The organism is Clostridiaceae bacterium HFYG-1003, from assembly GCA_024579835.1.
Taxonomy (GTDB): Bacteria; Bacillota; Clostridia; order Clostridiales; family Clostridiaceae; genus JG1575.
In genome coordinates, this window is the sequence record CP102060.1 from 643,924 (window position 1) to 668,325 (window position 24,402).

The window sequence follows — 24,402 nt, forward strand, 5'->3', positions numbered from 1 at the left end:
ATGGAACGACGGATTATTCCCGGCGGTTTGTACCGCCACTATAAAAATAACTGGTATTTTGTGATCGGGGAGTCGACACATACTGAAACCAGGGAAGTTTTCGTGACTTACTTTCCGCTCTATCTGCCGGGACCGGCTCTCTTTGTTCGACCGCGGGACATGTTTCTGGAACCAATCGAAGCCGGAAAAAGCATAGTTGGGCAAGAATTCCGGTTTCTGGAAAGCGATGCCACCGGAATTTCCATCCAGGACAAAGTCGAGTTGTTGACCAAAGCCCAGAATTTGCTTCGACTGATGGGGCTGTCCGTTGTGGAAGAGTAATGGCAGTGACCATAGGCCCTGACATTCACTAACATCAAAAAACCAGAAGAGCCCTGATGGACTCTTCTGGTTTTTTGATATGCGGGCAGGCCAGACAATTTGTCGTGGATTGGAATCTAGCCGGCTAGTGTGGCTATTTAAGGTCTTTTCGAATCTTTGACATGTTCACTCGAAGAGAGATTAGAAGGACTATTGATTGATGTTAATCTGAAGTCTTATCATTTGCCGGACGGTTCAAAAACACAAGTTCGCCACAGCCTTCGCCGGTATCGCGGTTGGGACATTTGGCCGCGCAGGTGCCGCAATTGCTGACTCCCTTGCTTTTGGAGCTGACTGCCCGAAGAAAGAGCCAGACGGCCAGGATCAGCAGCGCGATGGCCATGATAATTTCAAAAGTTTTCATGTTTGGACTCCTAAAAGATGAGCTGTCCCAGCTGATACACCAGGAATGAAACGATCCATGCCAGTCCCAGCTGGTAGCTGACGGACAGAAGCATCATGCGGGTTCCAAATTCTTTCTTGAACGTCGCGATAACCGCCACACAGGGCGTGTACAGAAGGACGAAGACTAAAAAGGCATAGGCGGACAGCGGGTTGAAGACGGTTGGCAGAATTTGTGTCAGATCACCCTGGTAGACAATCTCCATGGTGGAGATGACGACTTCCTTCGCCATTAAACCGGCAATCAGGGACACCGAAGCCTGCCAGGTGCCAAAACCAAGGGGGGCGAGCAGGGGGGCTGTCACCGTACCCAGTCCGGCCAGAAGGCTGTCCGGGATGTCAACCATACCGGTAAAGTTGAAGTTGGACAGGAACCATACCAGAACGGATAAGGAGAAAATAATGGTCGAAGCTTTGCGGATGAATCCTTTGCCTTTGTCCCAGGTGTTTCGGACCAGAGACTTTAGGCGGGGAATCTGGTAGTCAGGCAGTTCGATCAGAAGGGGTTCTTCTTCTTTGCGGAACAAAGTATTCTTGAAAATCAGGCCCACAATAAATGCGATGAAAACACCCAGAAGATACAGGCTCATTACCACAAGCTCCTGGTACCTGGCAAAAAAAAGACTGCTGAACAGCATATATACGGGCAGTCGGGCATTGCAGGACATTAATGGTGCCAGCAGCGCCGCCAGTTTTCGATCTTTTTCCGATTCAAGGGTTCGGGCACTCATGATCGCAGGTACCGAGCAGCCAAATCCGATAATCATGGGAATGAACGCTTTTCCGGAAAGACCCACCCGGCGCATCAGACGGTCCATGATCAGGGCTGCCCGAGCCATGTAGCCGGATTCTTCCAGAACTGAAATCCCGAAAAACAGTGTCATGATGATGGGAAGGAACACGAGCACGGAACCGACTCCGCCAATGACTCCGTCGATAACCAGGCTGCGGAACCAGTCGGACGAATTGACCAGTAAGTGGTCAATCAGGCTTCCAAAGGGGCCGATGATGTATTCTTCAAAGGCACCGGACAGGGGATCACCCACCCAGGAGAAGGTCAGTTTAAAGACCAGAAACAGCAGTAGCAGGAAAATGGGGTAAGCTGCTGCGGGATGCAGCACAATCCGGTCTATGGCGTCGGTCAGCGCATGGACTTTGCCTTCGCCAGTCTGTGAATCAGCGACAATGGCATCGATCTTCTCGTAAGTTCTGGCTTCGTTGGCCTGGGGTTTCAGGAGGGAGGTCACCTGGCCTGCGCCTGACTTGATCTGTTTCACCAGTTCATCAATGCCCTGACCCTTGGCAGCCACGATGGGGATCACCGGCAGGCCAATATTCTGACTTAGTTTGCCGGGGTCAATCTGAATCCCTTTATTCTTTGCCATGTCAAGCATGTTCAGGGCAATGATCATGGGGATGCCGAATTCGGAAGCCTGACTCGTCAGATAAAGATTTCTCGAAAGGTTCGAGGCGTCCAGAATATTGACGATCAGATCGGGTTTTTCCTCGGTTAAAAAGTTTTTGGATACTTTCTCTTCATTGGAGTAAGTATCCATCGCGTAGATACCTGGCAAGTCGACGACTTTCATATCGCCGTGCCAGCCTTCCTTTTTTTCTACTGTGACGCCAGGCCAGTTTCCAACATACTGGTTGCTGCCCGTCAGAAGATTGAACAGAGTCGTTTTTCCCACATTGGGATTCCCAAGCAATGCGATGACCATAGAGCCTAGATCTCCACAAAGATGGAAGAGGCATCCTTTTTACGGATGGCCAGATTGAATCCGCGGAAGGAAACCACCAGCGGATCTCCCAGGGGAGCGATACGCACCAGTTCCAGCACCGTGCCGGGAATGCATCCCAAAGCTTGCAGACGCTTGGTTAGACGGGCATCGCCCTCTACTTTCACTATTTTGCCGGATTGGCCTATATTCAGTCGATTTATGTTTGTCATGGAAGGTCACTCCTTAAGAACTAATCAGTATTGAAAATCATTATCATTAACTTCAAGTTCATTATATCTTTACAAAGATTTCGTGTCAATAAAACATTTCGAATGTTAATATTTTATCTTTCGCCATTACAACGGTAGTGAATAATCAGCGGAAGCCTTGGAGCAACAGTGATAATCGCACTCTGGACACGTAACCGTCAGCTGCCTCGATTGTTTGAACCAGCTGCTCGGATCAAATAGCCCCGGGTTCCTGGACAAGAAATAAGCGGGAGCGCTGGTTTCACAGAAAAAAAGTGAGCGAGATTCCTTGTCATGCGGTAAAATTTAACCAGGAAGACTCTGTTGTGGCGATTCCAGCCAAGCTTGGCCTAGCACGAATGGATAAGCGGGTGTCTCAGGAAGATTGGACTGATTTGTGAGAAAACGTATTCTGCAAGTCGATGAATTTGCTTGATCCCTCGGAACAGAATCGCCGGAATCATCGGCTTCTGCACATTCAATTCATTTTAAAACAGTCCGATCAGCGGGATCAGAGGATCCAGGGGAAAGTGGGATTAACGGGAAAAGGGGAAAAGAGGGAAAAATGGAAGTCATTAAATTAATAAAAACAAGGATTGGGTTTCGAACCCTGAAGACAGCAGTGGCGGCTACCGCGGCGATATTTCTGTCTCAGCTCATTGGATTGAGTTACGCAGGGAACTCAGGAATTATTGCCATATTGAGTGTCCAGAATACAAAACGGAAATCCATTAACCTGGCAAGGCAGCGTCTCATCGCGACACTGGTAGCTCTCAGCATCGGTTCTCTGATGTTTCTAACCTTTGGGTTCACATCAGTAGCATTCGGTCTTTACCTTTTAATGTTTATACCCATCGCGGTTCGATTTGGATTCCACGAAGCCATTGTGCCTTGTTCAGTTTTGGTGACTCATTTGCTGGCCATTCGATCCGTTGCGCCCGGCTGGCTGGGCAATGAGTTTATGCAGATGGTAATCGGCGCTGGATGTGCACTGCTGGTGAACCTGCACATTCCCAGTATCGAAACTCAATTGCAGGCAGACGTAGCAGCCATTGAGGAGAAGTTGAAGGAGGTTTTGCTTCACCTGGCTTCCCGCCTGAAGTCAGATGAAGTGGCGCCTCGGCCGCATCTGATGGCTGAACTGACCAATCTGCTTGAGAGAGCCCGCGAGCGGGTGGAACAGGAATCCTCAAATTTCGAGAGGCGGAACCTGGAGGACCGGATCAGTTACCTGGATATGCGCCTTAGTCAGCTGGAAGTCATGAAGCATCTGGAGCGATATTTGCTCCGAATTAAACGGTCGGGTCAGGAAACTGCCATTGTCGGCCGATTAACCGAGCTGCTGGCACTTCAGGTGAATCAGATGGAGTTTTCCGGATCCACCGCCGAGCAGATCAGACAGTATCAGGAGCATTTCCATCAGATGGATCTGCCTGCTTCAAAAGAAGAGTTTGAATGTCGGGCTACGCTCTATGACTTTGTCAGTGACTTGGAACTCATGATGGATCTGAAGCAAAATTACTATAACCGTACCAGGTAGATCATCTTTGGCAAGACAGGCTGACTGAAAATCGATACAATGAAGATATATATAATACCCGATGATCGGATGGCCTGGTGATCTCATTCTTTACTCGGGAGATGACCTGTGGTCAATTTGGGTTTGGCGATTGGGGCTGACTTGTTGTGCCTGCAGACCAGCCTACGTTGCTATCCCTGGATGTGTTCTTAAGTCTGAGTTGCTTTGTTGAAAGACGCCATGAACAAGATGAGAAAGAGTCCACGGACAAGAAATTATGGAATATTAAACCAGTTCGCCCGCCCAGGAGAACAGGAGTTAATAAATAAAAGATGGAAGAAGGGGTCTGAATGAAAAAAACTGCAGCATTTTTTGACATTGACGGCACGCTATACCGGGAAGGGTTCATCGCTGACCTCTTTAAGATGCTTGTAAAATGTGAAATCATCAGCTATGAGCAATGGTATGATGAAGTCCGTCCGGAGTTTGTGAACTGGGATCGCCGGCTGGGCACATATGACATGTATCTGCTGAAGATGTCCAGCATGTATACCCAGGCGATCATGGGACATCATCGGTCTCTGGTTCAGCATATTGTAAAGCGGGTCATTGAAGATAAGGCCATGAGGACTTATGTGTATACCAGACAGCGGATTCAGTGGCATAAGGAACAGGGCCACATGTGCATCACCGTGTCAGGCAGTCCGTATGAACTGGTAGGAGCCATGGCGAAATTCTATGGCTTTGATGATTTTCGCGGTTCCCGCTATCTGATGGATCGGAATCACCGGTACACCGGAGAAATCATTCCCATGTGGACCGCCGAAAGCAAACAGCAGGCATTGGAAGAACTGGCGGTTACCCATGATATCGATCTGAGTCAGTCCTGGTCTTACGGCGATACGGCAGCGGATATCTCGATGTTCCGCCTGACTGGCTATCCCAATCTGATCAATCCAACCAGGGAGTTGATTAACCTGGTCCGGAATGATCCGGAGCTGATGGCCAAAGCAACCTGTATTGTGGAACGCAAAGATGTGATTTATCGAATGAATCTGAGTCAGGTGGAGCTGGTCGATGATCGAACAAATCACACGGTATAAGGTGTATGGCCCGGAGCTCCGGGAGTTGAAGGCCAATCCCGGGGCTGGGCCGGAGGAAACAGAACTGACATCCCGGTCCGTTTATCTGGACCTGGAACATTATATTTATCATAAACCCATTGCACTGGGCATTTTTGGAGCTGCCGTCCGGGAAAACGACGAACTCATCTGCACTCAGTATTTCCTGGAAAATAAAACGGATTTAAAGACCATGGTGCTCCGCAGCCACGAGTATCTGATGCGCAAGCGCAGGGAAGGGTACGATCATCTGGTTGCCTTCGCTGCCCGGAATGATCTGATGGTTCTTCACGCCATGTTTCACAAGTTTGGACTGAACACCAATCTGCGGGAGGTGTTTCAAGTTGTGGACCTGCAGACTCGATTCCATAAAGATTTCTCAGCAATGATCGGTCTGAACGCACTGGAACAATTCGCCGGTGTGGAACGGACGGGTCCGTCGATTTCAGGGTCCACCATAGCCAAGACATTTGCCGCGGTCATGGCCGATCCGAATTATATCCTGCGCATGCCGACTGAAAAGAAGAGCCGCCTGCTGGAATACAATCGCATGGATGTAGTCAATCTTTATTATATTCTGGATGCCTGGCCGGACATCTCTCAGGTGGAGGTGGATCGTTTTCTCGGGGAGAGAAAAGCCGCCCAGCAGCAAAGGCAGATGGCCAGAGAAGTCGTCGAGGATCAGTCCCATTCCGAATCGTAATCCGGCATACATCGGTGCAGAGCTATGCAAGCAGAAAAAAAGGACAGGATTTCCTTGATTGAGTAAGAATTTGAATACTTTGCATAATTTTCCGCGGGCTTTCGGATGATTGAAATATATATAATGAAGAAACCGAAACAGCCAGATCATTTTCTTTGGAGAGTCTGTAAGAATTTATTCAACACGCCGATGAGAATTCGTGCAGCGAACCCGTTCAGCCGAACCCATGCAGGCATCGGGCTGGTCTGTCGATCACCCCATTTGATTCAATTCATGAAAATAACTCTGAGCGCGAGCTCAGGGTTATTTTTTGCGTTCGATTGGTTGAGGAAATCGGAAGCGAGAAATCGGGTGAGGAAATCCTGGATTTCATGTATTTTTAATATTTAAATCTAATAAAAAGGGTTTACATGGTTTCCCTCAAATGATATCCTAGTTATGGGTTAATTAGCACTCGAACAAGATGAGTGCTAACAGAGTAAGGAGGTGGGGGAATGCTGGAAGACGGAATGAATGATCGGAAGCTGGAAATACTCAAAGCCATCATTTCAGACTATGTTTCAACCGGTGAACCGGTTGGATCAAGGACCCTGGCGAAAAAATATGACCTGGGCATCAGTCCGGCCACCATCCGCAACGAGATGTCCGATCTGGAAGAGATGGGTTTCCTCGAGCAGCCTCATACATCAGCCGGACGGATCCCATCTTCGAAAGGGTATCGGGTATATGTGGATCAGCTGATGGAACGGGGAGAGGCTACCAGAGAGGAAATTGCTCTGATTGAAAAGCAGATCCTGTCCATCGCTTCCTTTCAAATAGACAAGATCATCCGCCAAACCTCGCAGATGCTGTCGCAGCTGACGAATCTGGCTATCATTACCAGAAAGCCCTCTACCCGATTTTCCCAGATCCGAACGGTTCAGCTGGTCTCGCTGGGTGAGCATCACATCATGGTGGTGCTGGTACTTGGCAACAACCAGGTGAAAAATACGATTCTCGATACCAAGGATGTCCCGGAACCGCAGGATCTTCTGATGCTGTCGAATCTTTTGACGGGCAAGTTGTCCGGACTGGCAGCTTCGGAAATCGATATTTTAATTATGGATTCAATCCGTCGTGATCTGGCCGGACATTCCGAACTGTTTGCCTCCATCATGGCCGCTGTTCATGATGCGCTCTACGATGAAAGCAATGGCTACATCGTAGAAGGCAAGAACAATATCCTCGACTATCCGGAATTCAATGATATCCAAAAGGCAAGAGAAGTACTGGAAGTCTTGGAAAATCCCGATGAACTGATGGTCAATGTCGAGTCCTGTGAAGATTGCGAGGACGAATTCCGAATTGTGATCGGCGAGGAAACGAATTTACCGGAAACGAAAGACTGGTCGATTATCTCGGCTAAATATAAATTGAATGGACAGGATGTGGGAACAATCAATCTCCTGGGACCAAAGCGACTGGATTATTCCAAAATGAGCTCAATCCTGAAGAGTGTTGTTGATGAACTAAACCGCAAACTGAGAAATATCACAGAGGAGACGGACGATGGATAAGTGGAAAGACAAAGAGGATCTTTTGAAGCAAGAAGAGGCAATGACTCAGGCTGCCGGAGCAGAAGAGACCATGGCGAGTCAAAGCCCTGAAGCCAATGGAAAAGATCCGGAACTGACGGAACCGGTTCATTCGGAATCCGACGGATCGAACGAGCAAGCCCCGACAATCAGTGAGGACGAAGCAGCCGCTTCCTCCGCCGGAGAAGAGGATGAGATGATATTCTTCAGACGAAAAATCAAGAACCTGGAAGATGAGAATAAAAAGCTTGGAAACGAGCTGGATGCATTCAAGGATCGCCTGACCAGGCTGTCTGCGGAGTATGATAATTACCGGAAGCGCTCTGCCCGGGAAAAGGAAGAGCTTTCCGCTCAGTGTACTTCCAATCTGCTCAAGGATATTCTCCCGGTCATCGATAATCTGGAGCGTGCGCTTATTTCGGAAACGGATGACCTGCCCGGATTAAAGGATGGCGTTCAGATGACGCTGGACCAGTTCGTTCAGGCCATGCAGCGGTTCGGGGTGGAGGAAATTCCCACGGATCAGCCCTTTGATCCCCATTACCATGAGGCCGTAATGCATGAAGTGGATGATAATAAGGGAGAAAAAGAAATTTCGGAAGTGTTTTTAAGAGGGTATAAGATCGGTGATAAAGTCATTCGCCATACCGTCGTCAAAGTAGCAAACTAATCAGCGGATGCTTCACCGAGGCTGATTTTAAACAACAAGCAAAATATTAGATTCAAGATATATTTAGGAGGCTTATTATGGCAAAAGTAATTGGAATAGACCTTGGTACCACAAACTCAGTTGTAGCGGTTATGGAAGGCGGAAACCCGGTAGTCATCCCGAACTCCGAAGGAGCCCGGACGACACCCTCCGTCGTATCATTCCAGCCCAACGGAGACCTGCTCGTAGGAGCAACAGCCAAGCGGCAGGCAATCACCAATCCGGACCACACCATCGCTTCCATCAAGCGCCAGATGGGAACCGACTTTAAAGTAGACGTCAATGGCAAGAAGTATACCGCACCGGAAATTTCAGCAATGGTCCTTCAGAAAATGAAGCGTGACGCGGAGAGCTACCTGGGCGAAACCGTTACCCAGGCGGTTATCACGGTTCCGGCTTACTTCAACGACAGCCAGCGCCAGGCAACCAAAGATGCCGGAAAAATTGCCGGACTTGAAGTCCTGCGTATCGTCAATGAACCGACGGCCGCATCCCTGGCTTATGGTATTGACAAAACCGATGACGCTCACAAGATTCTGGTCTACGATCTGGGCGGCGGAACATTTGATGTATCCATCCTGGATCTTGGAGATGGCGTTTTCGAAGTTCTTTCCACCAATGGAAACACAAAGCTGGGCGGAGATGACTTCGATCAGAGAATCGTAAAATGGATCGCTGAAGAGTTTAAGAAGTCCAACGGCATCGATCTGACCAATGATAAAATGTCCATGCAGCGCCTCAAGGATGCTGCTGAGGCTGCAAAGATTGAACTGTCTTCCGCTACAACGGCTCAGATCAACCTTCCCTTCATTACCTCGGATGCCACCGGACCCAAGCATATCAATATGTCACTGTCCAGAGCCAAGTTCAATGAACTTACCGACGATCTGGTCAAGGCCACGATGCAGCCCATGAAGCAGGCCATTGAGGATGCAGGACTGAAAGTATCCGGCATTGATAAGGTAATCCTGGTCGGTGGATCCACCAGAATCCCGGCAGTTCAGGATATCGTAAAGGAATTTACAGGCAAGGAACCCACCAAGGGTGTCAACCCGGACGAAGTGGTCGCTTTGGGTGCCGCCATTCAGGCCGGTGTTCTGACCGGAGACGTCAAAGACATTGTCCTGCTGGATGTTACTCCGCTGACCCTGGGAATTGAAACCATGGGCGGAATTGCAACCCCGATCATCGAACGGAACACCACGATTCCGGCCAAAAAGAGCCAGATCTTCACCACGGCAGCAGATGGTCAGACTTCAGTCGACGTCCATGTAGTTCAGGGTGAACGCAAAATGGCCATGGACAACAAGACACTGGGTCGCTTCACGCTCTCCGGAATCGCTCCGGCACCGCGCGGCATCCCGCAGATTGAAGTATCCTTTGACATTGATGCCAACGGTATCGTCAAGGTAACCGCAGTGGACAAGGCAACCGGCAAGGAAGCCAATATCACGATCACCGCCTCTTCCAACATGACTTCAGCTGATATCGACAAGGCTGTTCAGGAAGCAGAACGCTTCGCGGAAGAAGACCGCCTGAAGAAAGAACGGGTTGAAATCAAAAACAACGCGGAACAGGCTGTTTATCAGACTGAAAAAGCTTTGAAGGATATCGAGGACAAGGTAGATGCCGCTGATAAGGCGAGCATCGAGGAGAAACTCGAAGCGCTGAAGAAACTGACCGATTCCGAAGATCTGGAGGCGGTTAAAAAAGCCCAGGATGAGCTGACCACGGCCTTCTACGAGGTATCCTCCAAGGTTTACCAGGCAAGCGCTCAGGCCTCTGCGGAGGAAGGTGCCGGCCCGGAAGCGGGAACAGCTGATCAGTCACAGTCCGGTCCCGACAATGTCGTTGATGCAGATTTCGAGGTTGAAGACAAGCAGTAATTTCTGATACACTGTTTCAGTGGAATGTCATGGAGTGATCCATGCAGCAGAAAAAATCATAACCAACAAGTCATTTTGAGAACCAGGCTGCCTGGTTCTCAAAATCTTGACGAACGGGAGTAAATATGGCCAATAAAGATTATTATGAGCTCCTTGGCCTGACCAAGGATGCCACCGAAGAAGAAATAAAGCGCGCCTTCCGCAAACTGGCAATAAAGTATCATCCGGATCGAAACCAGGGTGACAAAGCGGCAGAGGAAAAATTCAAAGAGATCAATGAAGCGTATCAGGTTCTTTCCGATCCGCAGAAAAAAGCTCAGTTCGACCAGTACGGAACCACGGATTTCAATGGTGGCTTCGGACAGGGCGGAGGATATGCCGGATATGATTTTGAAGGTTTCGATATGGGCGATATTTTCAGCCAGTTCTTCGGAGGCTTCACCGGTTCATCAGGTCGGCAGCAAAGTGCCAATGCGCCCCGTCGCGGTGAAAGCATCGAATACTACCTGGATCTGACCTTTGAGGAGGCCGTATTCGGAACGAAGAAGGAAATCAACCTCACAGTGGACGATACCTGTGATACTTGCCATGGTTCAGGTGCCAAGGATCCATCCAAGAAACGGACCTGCTCCAAATGCCAGGGATCCGGCCGGATCCGCACCCAGCGCCAGACGATGTTTGGCAATATGATGACGGAAACTGTCTGTGATGTGTGTCATGGCGAAGGCGAGGTCATTGAGGAACCATGTCCGACCTGCCGCGGCAAGGGACGGGTCAGAACCCAGCGCAAAGTCACGGTGAACATCCCCAAGGGCGTAGACAGCAACAATGTGATTCCGTTGCGCGGCCAGGGCAGTGCCGGCTTTAAAGGCGGTCCCGCCGGAGACGTGCATCTGGTGCTGAGGGTCAAGCCCAGCTCAACGTTTGTCCGCAAAGGCACCAACATTTTCATCGATAAGCATATTGATATTGCACAGGCTGCCCTGGGCATGGAAACCCGTGTCCCGACAGTGGATGGCGAAGTGAGCTACAAGATTCCTGCGGGAACGCAATCCGGCACGGTATTCCGGCTCAAGGGCAAAGGAGTTCCCCTGGTCAATTCCAAATCGGATCAGCGCGGAGACCAGTTTGTCAATGTGATTGTGGATACGCCGCAAAAACTCAATGATGCCCAGAAGGAAGCTCTGCAGGCTTATCTGGCAGCATCCGGATTCTCAGCCTCCGATAAAAAAGCCGGTGAGAAGAAATCCGCCGACAAAAAACGAAAATTCGGGATTTTCTAAATTGCTTTGACGGCAAATGCTTAAATGGCCAAAGGAACAGCGCCGCTGCCCCTTTGGCCATTTCCATGGGCCGTGGCTCGTTCGAGCCCGAGGCACGTTCGAGCCGGACCGAAGAATTACTTCGTTTCCAGATGGCTGGACAGTGAACCTTCAATCTTGATGCATGATCAAGAATCCTGAAGAGGATGAGCAGGCGTTAATGTTCGGAGGCGGAGCATGTGCGTGAGTTCGAGTTTGAGCAGGAGTTTGAGCAGGAGTTTGAGCTGGAGTATGAGCTGGAGTATGAGCAACTCTGGCTTTTGCGAAAGCCGGAGTTGGATTATAATGGGAACACCACAGAGAATTAAACCCGTGCCCTCCCATCGGGAGAGATCCAATTTCCTACTGCCTGGAAGGAGCGGAGATGAAACAACTGACTGAAAAACCGAAAATCCTGATCACGAATGATGACGGAATCAGCGCTGGCGGCATTCGATTGCTGGCACAGACCGCAGCCCGGTTCGGCGATGTTACCGTCGTGGCACCTGCGGAGGAGCAGAGTGCCATGAGCCATGGCATTACAGTTCGCCAACCGCTGCATGTGACGGAATACCATGCGCTGGAAGGAATCCGGGCATATCAGGTGACTGGCAAGCCGGCGGATTGTGTGATTATGGCAATGGACCGGCTGGGACTGACGTTTGATTTCGTCTTTTCCGGGATCAACCATGGAACGAATCTTGGCATAGACATCAATTATTCCGGGACAGTCGGAGCGGCCAGCGAAGCACTGCTTTATGGGATCCCTTCCGCGGCCTTCTCCTCAGCGCTGGGTGATGATCCGCTGACACGTCGGGAGCTGGCCCGGGTTCTGGAATTTTTGTTTGAGGAAAATCTCTGGCATGACGATTCGGTCCTCAATGTCAACTTCCCCGGCGGCAGCCGGAGCCAATCCAAAGGAATCCGGATCACCCGTCAGGCATTGTCTCTTAACCGTCCTTTTTCTGAAGGAACTGACCTGGCGGCCTGGGAAGATGGATTTGTATCGGTCACTCCGATTGGGATTGATCGCACCCGCTACGATATTTTGAATCAATGGAAGGAAAAAAAGCATGAATGGTGAATGGAATGAAATCAGAATCGTTGTCCCTCTGGAGGCAATTGAGGCTGTGACAGGGATTTTGTATGGAATGAATGTCAAAGGAATCTCACTGGAGGATCCCACCGATCTTCTGACAAGAGAAGCAGGACCGTTATCCTGGGATTTTGCCGATATAAACCTGTTCCCGGAAGGGGAAAAAGCAGCGGTTCTGACCGCGTATTTCCCGGATACCGAAAATATGGAAGAGCACATGTCCTTTTTGCGGGAACGAATCGTCGGACTGAAAGAATTCGGAATCAGCAGCGAACCATTTCGGGTGGAGGGCAAAAAGGTTTTCGAAGAAGACTGGGCCAATTCCTGGAAAAAGTACTACAAACCGATCCGGATCGGTTCCCGAATCGTGATCAAGCCGACCTGGGAAGATTACAATGCCGCCCCGGAAGATCTGGTGGTGGAGATGGATCCCGGAATGGCATTTGGTACCGGCACCCATGAGACGACCAAGCTGTGCATTGAGATCCTTCAGGATTATGTGAAGGGCGGAGAAACGGTATTTGATGTGGGAACCGGTTCTGGAATCCTGGCAATCACAGCAGCCAAGCTTGGGGCGAAGGAAGTCCTGGCCATTGATCTGGATCCGGTTGCCGTGGATTCTGCAAATATCAATGTCAGGCTCAATCAGATGAACCAGGTGACGGTTAAGGAAGGCAACCTGCTGGATGAAACCGGCGACAAGGCCGATGTAGTTATCGCCAATATTATTGCCGACGTTATCATCTTCCTGGCAAAGGACTTGGACCGGGTCCTGAAACCGGGCGGTCTGTTCATCGGCTCAGGCATCATCCATCTGCGGGAACAGGATGTGCTCGATCAGCTGAGTGCATCCGGCTTTGAAGTTCTTGAAGTGCGCAATGAGAACGACTGGCGGGCGGTAGTGGCTCGATTGAAAGCAGCCGAATAATCCCTGACTTAGGATTTCATTCAGGCAATTCGTCAGCCGGTCCAGGCACTGAACGCTGAATGTTCATTGACTGATTGATCGGGAAGAGGGGATGTCGCAAGTCCATGCAATGAAAAAACCACCTGACTTATACCGTCTTGCCGGTATGAGTCGGGTGGTTTCGTTTGCTGGGCTATCTCAGTTTTTTAACATTGGCTGCCTGGAGACCCTTTGGGCCTTCTTCCAATTCAAACTCGACGCGATCGCCCTCATCGAGGGATTTTCTCATTTCATCTGAGATAATGGCACGATAGTGCACGAAAACGTCTTTCTCACCAGGTACTTCGATGAAGCCATAGCCCTTTTCCTGGTTAAACCATTTAACGGTTCCTTCTTTCATTAAAAAAACATCTCCTTAATAAAAACGTACTGTTTAAGTTACGGAGTATTATAACATAGGCAGGATAACAGGATGTGAATAATCCAATAATATGCATGTTATAATTGGATTTGACAACAATCCGTCATGGATCACCGGACAATACGATATGATTGATGAAAAGATCGATGGGAGGCCAATGATTGCATAAATTTTTTACACAGGATATTACGGAGATGACAGCCAGAATTACCGGGGATGACGTCAAGCATGCCTGGAAGGTACTGCGCCTCAAGGAAGGGGACAGGGTACTGGTTAACAATTTGGACGGACAGGATTACCAGGGGGAGATTCGATCCATCAATAAGACCGAGGTTGTGGTGAGTTTGGATGAAAAAATCGCCCAGACCAATGAGAGTCCTTTGGAATTGACAATCTTTCAGGGACTTCCCAAAGGTCAGAAAATGGAACTGGTATGTCAGAAACTGACCGAGCTTGGCGCTGTGCGGCTGGTGCCGCTGATTACTCAACGGGTCATACCGGAAGTGCGGTCGGAATATAAAAAACTTGACCGGCTGCGCCGGATTACGCTGGAGGCCGGAAAACAGTCGATGCGGAGCAGGATTATGAAGGTAGCTGAGCCCATCGAGCTGACGGAACTGGAACAGGAAATGCGGGGATTGGACCTGATTCTCGTCCCTTATGAAAATCAGGAAGGTACCGGTCTTGCCGGATGCGAGGATGAGATTCGCGCTTCGCGGCGAATTGGCATTGTGGTCGGACCGGAAGGTGGGTTTGAGTCTTCTGAAATCCAATGGCTGCAAGAGAACGGAGCCAGAATAATTACACTGGGCCCCAGGATCCTGCGGACAGAAACCTGTGCCCTTAGTGTTGTATCGATCCTGCAGTATATTGCCGGAGATATGGCTGGTGTTCGTCCGGCGAAGGAGGAACTTCATGAAAGTCGCGTTTGAAACCTTGGGCTGCCGCGTCAATATTTATGATTCGGAAGCCATGCTGGAGCTGTTCCGAAAAGACGGCTACGAGGCAGTTCCCTTTGAATCAAAGGCTGATGTATATGTCATTAATACCTGCACTGTGACGAATACCGGTGACAAGAAGTCCCGCCAGATGATCCGCCGCGCCCGTCGGATGAACCCGGATGCGGTCATCGCCGTGGTCGGATGTTATTCCCAGATTGCACCGGAAGAAATCGCCGCCATTGACGGAGTTGACATCGTACTGGGTTCACGCAACAAATCCCGGGTCGTAGAACTGGCTAACCGCAGCCTGGCCACTGGCGAGCGGATTGTGGAGGTTTCGGACGTCATGGCTTCCCATGAGTTTGAGCCGCTGAATGTCAGCGATTTTGAAGACAAGACCAGGGCATTTCTTAAGATCCAGGATGGCTGCAACCGATTTTGCACCTATTGCATGATCCCTTATGCCAGGGGTGGGATCTCCAGCAAAAGAAAGGATCTTGTCCTGAAGGAAATTCATCAGCTGGTCGAGGCTGGTTTTCAGGAAGTGATACTGTCCGGCATTCATATTGCTTCCTATGGACTGGATAAACCAGATCAGGGCGTTCTGCTGGGTGATTCAAGCTATGGATTGATTGAGCTGCTTGAAGATCTGGAACAATTTGAAGGGCTGAAGCGTATTCGTATCGGCTCCATCGAACCAATGTTTTTCAAAGGGGATCGTCTGGAACGGATCGCTCGCTTAAGGAAGCTTTGTCCACACTTCCATTTAAGTCTTCAGTCCGGATCTGATTCAGTTCTGAAGCGGATGAATCGGCGCTATACTACCCGGGAATATGAAGAAGTTGTGAATGCGCTTCGGGTTCAAATTCCCCAGGTCAGTATTACGACCGATCTGATCACCGGATTTCCCGGAGAAACAGAGGATGAGCACAAAGAAACATTGGATTTCCTGAAAAGGCTGCGGCTGACCAAGACTCATGTCTTCAAATACAGCCCTCGCGCAGGTACCGCGGCTGCCGGCATGCCGAATCAGGTTTCTCCGGCGGACAAGGATCGCCGCAGCCATGAGCTGACCAGCCTTTCAGATGAAATGGAGAATCTGTTTCATGCCAGTCTGATTGGGACTGTTCAGGCCATCCTGTTTGAACACAGTGATAGTTCAATGGGGAGGGGACTCACTGAGCATTTTGTCGAGGTTCGGGTTGAAACCGAAGCAGATCTGGCCGGACAAATCCGTAAGGTGTACATCGTATCTTCAGTTTCGACTCATTGCACAGGGATCCTGCTGGATGAATCGTAATGATCAAAAAATAAGAGGAAAAGGCCCTGATATTCTCGAAAACGAACAGTTTATTTAAAGAAATGACAACTCATTAAATAACCATTGAATTGTTTTGGCTTTTCGAACAATACGGCCTGTTGAGCGTTATCAAACAGATTTAATCGAGGCGTTTAGATTTCCAATTCGTCATTTATGCATGGATATTTCGCTAATTTACGACGAAATTATCAATGAAAGCAAAATACGGCTTGTTCCGGATTGCGAAGATGCATAATTATAAACAAGAATGTATAGAATGGGGCTTATTTAAACGTTACACTGGCCGTAATTTTAAAAAGTGATTTATAAATATTGTATAAAGGTCGAACGATGTGTTAATATAGGTTTAATCTTTAATGGGACCAACTCATTTTGATAATCTTAAGGAGGATTAGTTAATGAAGAAAAGAATCGTATCACTTCTTTTGCCTGTCGTTATGGCTGCCTCAGTGCTTGCCGGTTGTACACCATCAACCCCAGCTACCCAGCCGACAACAGGTGGATCAACTCCGTCAACCACAACCGCGGACTCAACCCCTGCAGGTACAACCACTGCAGACTCCACGACTCCGCTGACGGCAGCCTCACTGGTCGAGAGACCGGACATCATCAAGACCCCTGGCAAGAACACCGTCATCATCGGAACAACAACCGAGCCGACCGGTGACTTTGCTCCTCCCTGGTGGCAGAACAATGCAACCGACAACGACATCAAGACATTTGTTGAAGGTGCTGCAACTGTTGAAGCCAAAATGGACGGCGAACTGCTCATCAACAAATCTGTTGTAGCAGAGCACAAAGTGACCGAAAATGCAGATGGTACCAAAACCTACGAGTTCAAAATCAATGATGGTATGGTATTCTCTGATGGTACTCCGATCACCGCAACCAACTATGTTGCATCGATCCTTCTTTTCTCCTCACCGGTCCTTCAGAAACTTAATGCGAAGCCTACCTATGGTAACTACTATGTAGGATACGCTGACTTCCTCGAAGGCAAAACAAAGGAATTCTCAGGCGTTCGCCTCATCGATGACAAAACGTTCTCCGTAACCATCGATAAGGAATACGTTCCTTCCTTCTATGAACTGACCCAGGCTTCCGTTGGACCGACTCATCTGGACTACTGGCTGAACAATTCAGCAGCAGGCAAGGTTGAGATCAAGGATGACGGCAAGGGTGCATACTTCAGCGACAACTTCACCGAAGAAAACTTTGGTAAGGCGATTGAAAGCGCGAAGAACAACCCGGACAGACCGGCTTCAGGCCCTTACAAAGTTAAGGAATGGGATCCGACTTCCAAGATCATGGTCCTTGAGATCAATGACAAGTATGTTGGAAACTGGGAAGGCAAGAAACCTTCCATCAACACTGTAATCTTCAGACACATCACATCCGCAACCGCTATGGATGAACTGAAGACCGGCGGAGTTGACCTTCTGACCCACATGATGTCCGGAACTGAAATCAACGCAGGATTCACCCTGGTTGAAGACGGATCCAACAAGTTCAACTACTTCGCATATCCCAGAGCAGGATACGGAAAGCTCGCTTTCGTAGCTGACGTATATCCGACCAAGGATGTAGAAGTCAGACAGGCGATTGCTCACCTGCTGGACAGAAACAAGTTCACCCAGGCATTCACTGGCGGATTTGGAACTGTTGTTAACGGACCTTACGGCGAAGGCCAGTGGTTCTACAAAGAATCTCAGGCTGCCCTGGCACCGAGACTGAACCAGTATGCATACGACCTGAATGCTGCCAAGGAACTCCTTGACAAAGCCGGCTGGAACCTGGACAAGGATGGAAAACCATACTCCGGAACTGGCCTGAGATACAAAGAGAACCCGGACAAGAAGGGCGAGTTCATGCCGCTCATCATCAAATGGGGATCCTCTGAGAACAACGCTGTTTCCGAACTGCTTGTAACCCAGCTGCAGAAGTCCACTGATGTGGCTGCTGCCGGTATGGAAATCCAGCAGACCGTTATGACCTTCGAAGAACTCCTGAACTATGTTTACAGAGATGCTTCACAGGGTGAAAAATACGGCGCTAAGGAATTCAACATGTTCAACTTCGCTTCCAACTTCCCAGTTGGTTATGTACCAAGAGATGAGTACACAACCGATGAGAAGAAACTGGCTCAGGGCTACAACACCAACTTCATCGTTGACAAGCAGCTCGAAGAACTGGCTGAAGGATTCTGGAAAGTGGCTCCGACCGAAAAGGAAAAATTCCTTGAAGGATGGCAGAACTACATCGCAAGATGGAACGAACTGCTTCCGGACCTCCCACTGTATTCCAACCAGATCCATGACTTCTTCAATGCGAAGATTCAGAATTACGAGTCCTCCGCAACCGGTGGCTTAGTGGATTCCATCCTCTACGCAACAGTTCAGGACTAAGACCTAAATAATTCTTTTAACGAAGCAAATGAGGCTTTTTAAGGCCTCATTTGCACGTTAAAAGAGAAATTGATTAAAACGAGGGGGAGAAAAAAATGGCGAAATATATACTGAAGCGATTCATGTATATCGTACTTGTATTCGTTGCCTTGTCCGTTATCATCTTTTTCATGTATAACAGCGTTCCCGGTGACCCAGCGATGGCTAAGGTCTATCCTTTGAAATCCACCATGTCTCCGGAAGCCTTCCAAAAGATGTATGCGATCACAAGAGCCCAGATGGGTCTGGACGACCCGCTGCCACTCAGATACTGGAAATGGTTTTCCAGACTGATCACACTTGATCTTGGAACTTCAACACTCTACAACAAACCAGTTATGGATGTCATCAAGGTGCCGTTGAAGAATACGGTTCTGATGAACCTGTTCGTTGTCTTTTTCGGATTGCTCATCACCATTCCGCTGGGAATCGCGATGGCCGTCAAGAAAAACACTGTTTTCGACAGAATTATCCAAGTAGCAACATTGGTAGGTGTTTCGATCCCGTCCTTTGTTACTGCTTTGGTATTGATATACTTCTTCGCCGTTAAACTCGGCTGGTTCCCTGTCAGTGGTTGGAAAACCCCGAATCTGCAGGCAGCCACGCAATGGGCTGAGACCAAGGATATTCTTTGGCACTTAGTTCTGCCTGTTGCAATCCTGGTTATGTCTTCCATGGCCAGCACCACGCGGTATATCCGTTCTGCCATGGTCAGCTCACTTTCCATGGATTACATTAAAACCGCCCGCGCAAAAGGTCTCTCTGAGAAGGCCGTTATTTTCTCCCACGCCTGGCGCAATGCGCTCCTGCCGGTCGTAACACTTCTGATCGGATGGGTTCTGTCCATTTTCTATGGATCCATCGTTGTAGAAAGCATGTTTGGACTGAACGGAATGGGAAATACCTTCATCACGGCTTTAAGAAATCAGGACTGGTCAGTTGGACTCGGTATCCAGATGTTCTATGTACTTTTGGCCTTGGGATCCAATCTCATCATTGACTTGACATTCGGTCTGGTAGACCCACGTGTCCGGATCAACGCGTAGGGGGAAGACAAATGTCAGAAGAATTGAAAAAAACAAACGGAAATAATGAGCAGAAAGCCGCTGCGCCCAAAAAGGGCTTGTTCGGCAAGAAGAAAAAGAACCTGAACATCTATCAGGAAGAACAGATCCAGACGCCATGGCGGACCGTAGTCAAAACCTTTGCCTCAAACAGACTGTCCATGGGCGCGCTGATTGTGTTCGTACTGATTGCGGCCTTCATGTTTATCGCACCGTACTTCTACCGCATCGATCTTGGATACAATGAACCGATGCAGGCGGATCTGCCTCCGTCACAGAACTTCATGGAGTTCCCGGAAATCATGAAAACCGGTGCCAGAGATGTCGCTGTCGGAAGCACGTTCGGTGTTGGCATCGACAAGGATGGAAATTTCCATGCCTGGGGGCAGAAAGCGCTGTTCGCCATGCCTGACCTTGAAGCAAAGAAACCCGCTGGCATGAATAACCTGGTTCAGGTAGCTGCCGGCTATGACCATGTTTTGGCATTGGGTGCCGATGGCAAGCTTTGGGCATGGGGCAACTCCCGAAACGGACAGACCCGGATTCCGCCTCAGCTGAGAAATGCTAAGATCAAATCGGTTCATGCAGGTTACAAGTTCTCACTGGTTGTTCTGGAAGACGGTACGACCGCAGCCTGGGGCAATGTGATGAACTTTGACTACAACGACTTCCATCAGTATCAGGGACAGATCGACAAAGTGGCAATTACCACCGATGTTGTGTCAGCCCTGACCAAAGATGGAACGATTGTTTACCTTGGAACTCAAGCGAACACATTCTCCAAACCGCCGGCAGGCAAGTTTATTGATATTGCTGCCACCTCTAAGTCTTTCGCAGCCATCCGTGAAGATGGAAAGGTCATCGACTGGGGAAATCTGAGCTATCGGACGGGTCAGGAACTTCCTGAATTCACTTCCAAGCCAGTGGCAATTTCAGGCGGGCTGTACCATTACGCCACCGTTCTGGAAAATGGTTCAATCGTTGCCTGGGGTGAAGATGACCAGCGGCAGATCGCTGTTCCTTCAGGTGTTACAAACGCGAAGATGATCGCTTCCGGATTCTATCAGAATTACTACATAACAGCTGATGGTCAGCTTAATTCCTTCGGTATGAAAGGGTATCTCCTGGGAACGGATGAATTCGGCCGTGACGTTCTGACCCGTATCATCAACGGCGGCAGACTGTCTCTGACCATCGGTACGTTAGCTGTCATTATTTCCACACTTATTGGTATGGCATTGGGCGGCATCTCCGGATACTTCGGAGGCAAAGTCGACATGTTCATCCAGCGGTTCGCGGAAATCATTTCCTCGTTCCCCTTCCTGCCAACGATCATTCTGTTAAACTCTGTCTGGGGGAATAAGTTCACCTCAACTCAGAAAGTTTACCTGATCATGGTTCTTCTCGGGTTCCTCGGCTGGACCGGCCTGATGCGTCTGATTCGTGCTCAGGTTCTGTCACTGCGTGAACAGGAGTTTGTTACCGCGGCCAGAGCCATGGGTATTAAGGAACTGGGAATCGTATTCCAGCACATTATTCCTAACGTTATCTCAGTAATCATTGTTTCCGCCACTTTGGACTTTGCCGGCTACCTGCTCTACGAAGCAACGTTGTCCTTCCTGGGCTTCGGGGTACAGCCGCCACAGCCAACCTGGGGCAACATGCTGTTCGGTGCCAACAACTCCACGGTTATTCAGAATTTCTGGTGGAGATGGGTATTCCCTGCGCTGATCCTTTCCATCTGCATCATTTGTATTAACCTCATCGGAACCGGACTGGACGATGCCATCGATCCGAAATCGCAGGAAAGGTAGAAAGGAGAACAGGTTATGCCGTTATTAGAGATTAAAAATTTACATACCTATTTCAAAACGAAAAAAGGTGTTGTTAAAGCAGTTAATGATGTCGACTATGTGGTTGAAGCAGGGAAGACATTAGGTGTTGTTGGTGAATCAGGCTCCGGAAAATCCGTTTCTGTTATGAGCATCATCCGTCTTCTGGATGGAAATGGCTATATTGATTCGGGTGACATCACATTCGACGGAAAAGACATGGTTCACATTCCGCTGAAAGAAATGGAAAAAATTCGTGGAAACGACATTTCAGTTATTTTCCAGGAACCCATGACTTCGCTGAACCCGGTGTTCACCATTGAGCGTCAGATTTCTGAGCCTTTGATGATTCATCAGGGACTCAACAAGAGCGAAGCAGCCAAAAAGACCATCGAAATGCTCAAACAGGTTCGGATTCCGAATCCTGCCAAAGTAACCAAGCAGTATCCTCATCAGCTGTCCGGCGGTATGCGTCAGCGTGTCATGATCGCTATGGCACTGGCCTGCGAACCGAAGCTGCTGATCGCGGATGAACCTACTACCGCGCTGGACGTAACAATCCAGGCTCAGATACTGAAGCTGATGAATGATCTGAAGGCCCGCAAGGGAACTTCCATCATCTTTGTTACTCATGATCTGGCGGTTATCAACGAAATGGCTGATGACGTTGTCGTCATGTACTGTGGTCAGGTTGTTGAAAAAGCCCCGGTTCGCACCATCTTTGATGAAACCAACTCCAAATACAGACATCCCTATACCGAAGGCCTTCTGTTCTCCATCCCGCGGCTCGACACCCCGGTAGATACGAGACTTGAGCCGATCCCGGGAGCGGTTCCGCATCCCCTGAATCTGCCTAAGGGCTGTAAGTTTGCACCACGCTGCAAATATGCGACAGAAAAATGCCAAAACGAAGAACCGGAACTGCTTCTGCTGGAAGATCAGCATGAAGTAAGATGTTTCTATCCGGAAAAGGGGGTCCGTTCAGGTGAGCAAAATGCAAAATAAACCAATGAATGATGTTAAGAACAATCAGCCGGAAACCGCTGCTGCGGGGAACTCGACTGATGGAAAAAAACTGCTGTTCCGTCTGAAGGATTTCACGAAATACTTCCCATTAAAGAAATCATCCATCTTCCAGAAGGAAGCCCTGTTTGTCCGGGCCAATGAAGGGGTTGATTTGGATATTTTCGAGGGAGAAACACTGGGCCTGGTTGGAGAATCAGGTTGCGGAAAATCAACCCTTGGTCGCACGCTGCTTCAGCTTTATCCCCTGACCAAAGGCGAAATCCTCTATTACGGTGACCCGGAACATCCGGAAGGAATCGACCTGGCGAAGCTGAACCGCGATCAGATGAGAAAGTACCGGAAAGATCTTCAGATCATTTTCCAGGATCCTTATTCATCACTGAATCCCAGAATGACGGTTGGTCAGATCATCTCAGAAGGACTGAAGGCAAATGGCATTATCGAAAAAGATGATGAAGAAAGCCAGAAGTATATCCTGGATGTTATGGAAAAATGCGGCCTCCAGCCCTATTTCGTACACCGTTATCCCCACCAGTTCTCCGGCGGACAGCGTCAGCGTATCGGTATTGCCCGGGCAGTCGCACTGAATCCCAAGTTCATCGTCGCTGATGAACCGGTTTCCGCACTTGACGTTTCCATTCAGTCCCAGGTTATCAACCTGCTGCTGGACCTCAAGGAACGCCATAAGCTGACGTACCTGTTCATCTCTCATGACCTGTCTGTCATTAAGTACATTTCCGACCGTGTCGGCGTTATGTACCTGGGCAACCTGGTCGAGCTGACGGACACCAAGGAACTTTTCGCAAACCGCCTCCATCCCTATACGGAAGCTCTGCTGTCGGCTATCCCGACAACGGATCTGAAGGAAAAAGTGGAGATCAAGATCCTGGAAGGGGATATTCCTTCACCGATCAACCCACCGGCAGGCTGCAAGTTCCACACCAGATGCCAGTTCGCTCAGGAACGCTGCAAGACAGAAGTGCCTGAACTCCGTGAAATTCGCCCCAATCACATGGTTGCCTGCCACTTCCCGCTGCTGAAGCAGGAAGATCGGGCCAAGACCATTGACATCACTCTCGCGGACGAAGTTCAATAATCGATTCATCGGAGAAGCATGTTCAAGAAAAAAATTGATGAGGCATTTGATGCCGTTAAAGATCAAGATCATCCGGTCGACGAGGAGAATTTCCGGACAACAATGGAAGAAGAAATGGAGCGAAGCGACTTCCTGGCCATGGTGCTGGGCGCTTACAAGTTTTTCCTTCCCTTGTTCCTGGGCATCATCCTGCTGGTTGTACTGATTCTGAGTCTTGGTTAACTCCATGAACAGCAGACGAGATTCTCGTCTGCTGTTATTTTAATGCTTTCAAAAGAATTAGGTAGTATAATAGAACTATGACAGGAGGTGAAACAATGGATTGTTTATTTTGTGAAATTGCACATGGCCGAGTTCCAGCAGAAATCATCCATGAGGATGAATACTGTGTCGCATTCAATGACATCAATCCCCAGGCACCCGTTCATTTTCTCGTTGTCCCCAAACATCACATCCCATCCATCGCAGATATCACTGAGGCGGATCAGCGGATTCTGGGACATGTTCTGAAGATCATAGCGATCCTGGCCAATGACAAAGGTCTCAACGAAAACGGCTATCGGGTCGTTTCCAATGTTGGTCGGAATGCCCAGCAGACGGTGCCCCACCTTCATTTCCACATATTAGGCGGAAGAAGTATGAATTGGCCTCCCGGTTAGGTGTTGACGTTTAGCTCTGTTCGGGGTATAATAACTGATGTGTTATTTTGC

Annotated in this window: 24 protein-coding genes; 20 read left to right on the forward strand and 4 right to left on the reverse strand. The window is 49.1% G+C overall.

Annotation, left to right across the window (positions count from 1 at the left end; genetic code table 11):
• Nucleotides 1–321 carry a DUF1653 domain-containing protein gene (locus NQU17_03040; GenBank protein ID UUM12552.1) on the forward strand — a complete coding sequence of 107 codons (321 nt, stop codon included), beginning with the start codon at nt 1–3 and terminating at the stop codon, nt 319–321.
• A 202-nt stretch (nt 322–523) separates the two neighbouring features.
• Here NQU17_03040 and NQU17_03045 read toward each other — a convergent pair whose 3' ends face one another.
• From NQU17_03045 to NQU17_03055, 3 genes are read right to left on the reverse strand one after another with little or no spacing between them, the layout of a single operon-like run.
• Complete coding sequence (locus NQU17_03045) at nt 524–724, reverse strand: FeoB-associated Cys-rich membrane protein (GenBank protein ID UUM12553.1); 201 nt, start codon at nt 722–724, stop codon at nt 524–526.
• A 10-nt stretch (nt 725–734) separates the two neighbouring features.
• Nucleotides 735–2,483, reverse strand: a complete 1,749-nt coding sequence (gene feoB / locus NQU17_03050) for a ferrous iron transport protein B (GenBank protein ID UUM12554.1) — start codon at nt 2,481–2,483, stop codon at nt 735–737.
• A gap of 5 nt (nt 2,484–2,488) precedes the next feature.
• Nucleotides 2,489–2,713, reverse strand: coding sequence for a ferrous iron transport protein A (locus NQU17_03055; GenBank protein UUM12555.1), 225 nt, complete (start codon nt 2,711–2,713; stop codon nt 2,489–2,491).
• A 583-nt stretch (nt 2,714–3,296) separates the two neighbouring features.
• Between NQU17_03055 and NQU17_03060 the strand changes: the two genes are divergently transcribed.
• From NQU17_03060 to prmA, 10 genes are all read left to right on the forward strand, one after another.
• Nucleotides 3,297–4,271, forward strand: coding sequence for an aromatic acid exporter family protein (locus tag NQU17_03060; GenBank protein UUM12556.1), 975 nt, complete (start codon nt 3,297–3,299; stop codon nt 4,269–4,271).
• A 329-nt stretch (nt 4,272–4,600) separates the two neighbouring features.
• On the forward strand, nt 4,601–5,353 hold the full coding sequence (locus NQU17_03065) for an HAD-IB family hydrolase (protein ID UUM12557.1): 753 nt from the start codon (nt 4,601–4,603) through the stop codon (nt 5,351–5,353).
• Nucleotides 5,328–6,074 (forward strand): ribonuclease H-like domain-containing protein, encoded by a 747-nt coding sequence (locus NQU17_03070; GenBank protein UUM12558.1) that lies wholly within the window; start codon nt 5,328–5,330, stop codon nt 6,072–6,074. The genes NQU17_03065 and NQU17_03070 overlap by 26 nt, the downstream gene beginning before the upstream one ends.
• Before the next feature lie 494 nt (nt 6,075–6,568).
• Entirely contained in the window at nt 6,569–7,630 is a 1,062-nt protein-coding gene (gene hrcA / locus NQU17_03075; GenBank protein UUM12559.1) for a heat-inducible transcriptional repressor HrcA, read from the forward strand.
• Nucleotides 7,623–8,318, forward strand: coding sequence for a nucleotide exchange factor GrpE (grpE, locus tag NQU17_03080; GenBank protein ID UUM12560.1), 696 nt, complete (start codon nt 7,623–7,625; stop codon nt 8,316–8,318). Before hrcA ends, grpE begins: the two co-directional genes overlap by 8 nt.
• Nucleotides 8,319–8,395: 77 nt before the next feature.
• Nucleotides 8,396–10,243: a molecular chaperone DnaK gene (dnaK, locus tag NQU17_03085; GenBank protein ID UUM12561.1), complete on the forward strand. Its 1,848-nt coding sequence runs from the start codon at nt 8,396–8,398 to the stop codon at nt 10,241–10,243.
• Nucleotides 10,244–10,368: 125 nt separating this feature from the next.
• Nucleotides 10,369–11,526, forward strand: coding sequence for a molecular chaperone DnaJ (gene dnaJ / locus NQU17_03090; GenBank protein ID UUM12562.1), 1,158 nt, complete (start codon nt 10,369–10,371; stop codon nt 11,524–11,526).
• A gap of 218 nt (nt 11,527–11,744) precedes the next feature.
• Nucleotides 11,745–11,873: a hypothetical protein gene (locus NQU17_03095; protein UUM12563.1), complete on the forward strand. Its 129-nt coding sequence runs from the start codon at nt 11,745–11,747 to the stop codon at nt 11,871–11,873.
• A gap of 56 nt (nt 11,874–11,929) precedes the next feature.
• On the forward strand, nt 11,930–12,628 hold the full coding sequence (gene surE, locus NQU17_03100) for a 5'/3'-nucleotidase SurE (GenBank protein UUM12564.1): 699 nt from the start codon (nt 11,930–11,932) through the stop codon (nt 12,626–12,628).
• Nucleotides 12,618–13,568, forward strand: a complete 951-nt coding sequence (prmA, locus tag NQU17_03105) for a 50S ribosomal protein L11 methyltransferase (GenBank protein ID UUM12565.1) — start codon at nt 12,618–12,620, stop codon at nt 13,566–13,568. The genes surE and prmA overlap by 11 nt, the downstream gene beginning before the upstream one ends.
• 172 nt (nt 13,569–13,740) lie before the next feature.
• Here prmA and NQU17_03110 read toward each other — a convergent pair whose 3' ends face one another.
• Nucleotides 13,741–13,947 carry a cold-shock protein gene (locus NQU17_03110; GenBank protein UUM12566.1) on the reverse strand — a complete coding sequence of 69 codons (207 nt, stop codon included), beginning with the start codon at nt 13,945–13,947 and terminating at the stop codon, nt 13,741–13,743.
• Nucleotides 13,948–14,129: 182 nt separating this feature from the next.
• On the opposite strand from NQU17_03110, the gene NQU17_03115 reads away from it, so the two are divergent.
• The 9 genes from NQU17_03115 to NQU17_03155 all read left to right on the forward strand — a co-directional run bounded on the left by NQU17_03115 (nt 14,130) and on the right by NQU17_03155 (nt 24,351).
• Nucleotides 14,130–14,900: a 16S rRNA (uracil(1498)-N(3))-methyltransferase gene (locus tag NQU17_03115; GenBank protein UUM12567.1), complete on the forward strand. Its 771-nt coding sequence runs from the start codon at nt 14,130–14,132 to the stop codon at nt 14,898–14,900.
• Nucleotides 14,884–16,209 (forward strand): tRNA (N(6)-L-threonylcarbamoyladenosine(37)-C(2))-methylthiotransferase MtaB, encoded by a 1,326-nt coding sequence (gene mtaB / locus NQU17_03120; protein UUM12568.1) that lies wholly within the window; start codon nt 14,884–14,886, stop codon nt 16,207–16,209. Before NQU17_03115 ends, mtaB begins: the two co-directional genes overlap by 17 nt.
• 419 nt (nt 16,210–16,628) lie before the next feature.
• Nucleotides 16,629–18,635 (forward strand): ABC transporter substrate-binding protein, encoded by a 2,007-nt coding sequence (locus NQU17_03125; GenBank protein UUM12569.1) that lies wholly within the window; start codon nt 16,629–16,631, stop codon nt 18,633–18,635.
• A 95-nt stretch (nt 18,636–18,730) separates the two neighbouring features.
• Complete coding sequence (locus NQU17_03130; GenBank protein ID UUM12570.1) at nt 18,731–19,720, forward strand: ABC transporter permease; 990 nt, start codon at nt 18,731–18,733, stop codon at nt 19,718–19,720.
• Nucleotides 19,721–19,731: 11 nt separating this feature from the next.
• Nucleotides 19,732–21,552: an ABC transporter permease subunit gene (locus tag NQU17_03135; GenBank protein UUM12571.1), complete on the forward strand. Its 1,821-nt coding sequence runs from the start codon at nt 19,732–19,734 to the stop codon at nt 21,550–21,552.
• Nucleotides 21,553–21,567: 15 nt separating this feature from the next.
• Nucleotides 21,568–22,575, forward strand: a complete 1,008-nt coding sequence (locus NQU17_03140; GenBank protein UUM12572.1) for an ABC transporter ATP-binding protein — start codon at nt 21,568–21,570, stop codon at nt 22,573–22,575.
• A gap of 4 nt (nt 22,576–22,579) precedes the next feature.
• Nucleotides 22,580–23,692: an ATP-binding cassette domain-containing protein gene (locus tag NQU17_03145; GenBank protein ID UUM13447.1), complete on the forward strand. Its 1,113-nt coding sequence runs from the start codon at nt 22,580–22,582 to the stop codon at nt 23,690–23,692.
• An 18-nt stretch (nt 23,693–23,710) separates the two neighbouring features.
• The gene (locus NQU17_03150; protein ID UUM12573.1) at nt 23,711–23,914 is read left to right on the forward strand and encodes a hypothetical protein; all 204 of its coding nucleotides are present in this window, start codon (nt 23,711–23,713) and stop codon (nt 23,912–23,914) included.
• Between the two features lie 95 nt (nt 23,915–24,009).
• The gene (locus tag NQU17_03155; GenBank protein ID UUM12574.1) at nt 24,010–24,351 is read left to right on the forward strand and encodes a histidine triad nucleotide-binding protein; all 342 of its coding nucleotides are present in this window, start codon (nt 24,010–24,012) and stop codon (nt 24,349–24,351) included.
• Nucleotides 24,352–24,402: the final 51 nt, after the last annotated feature.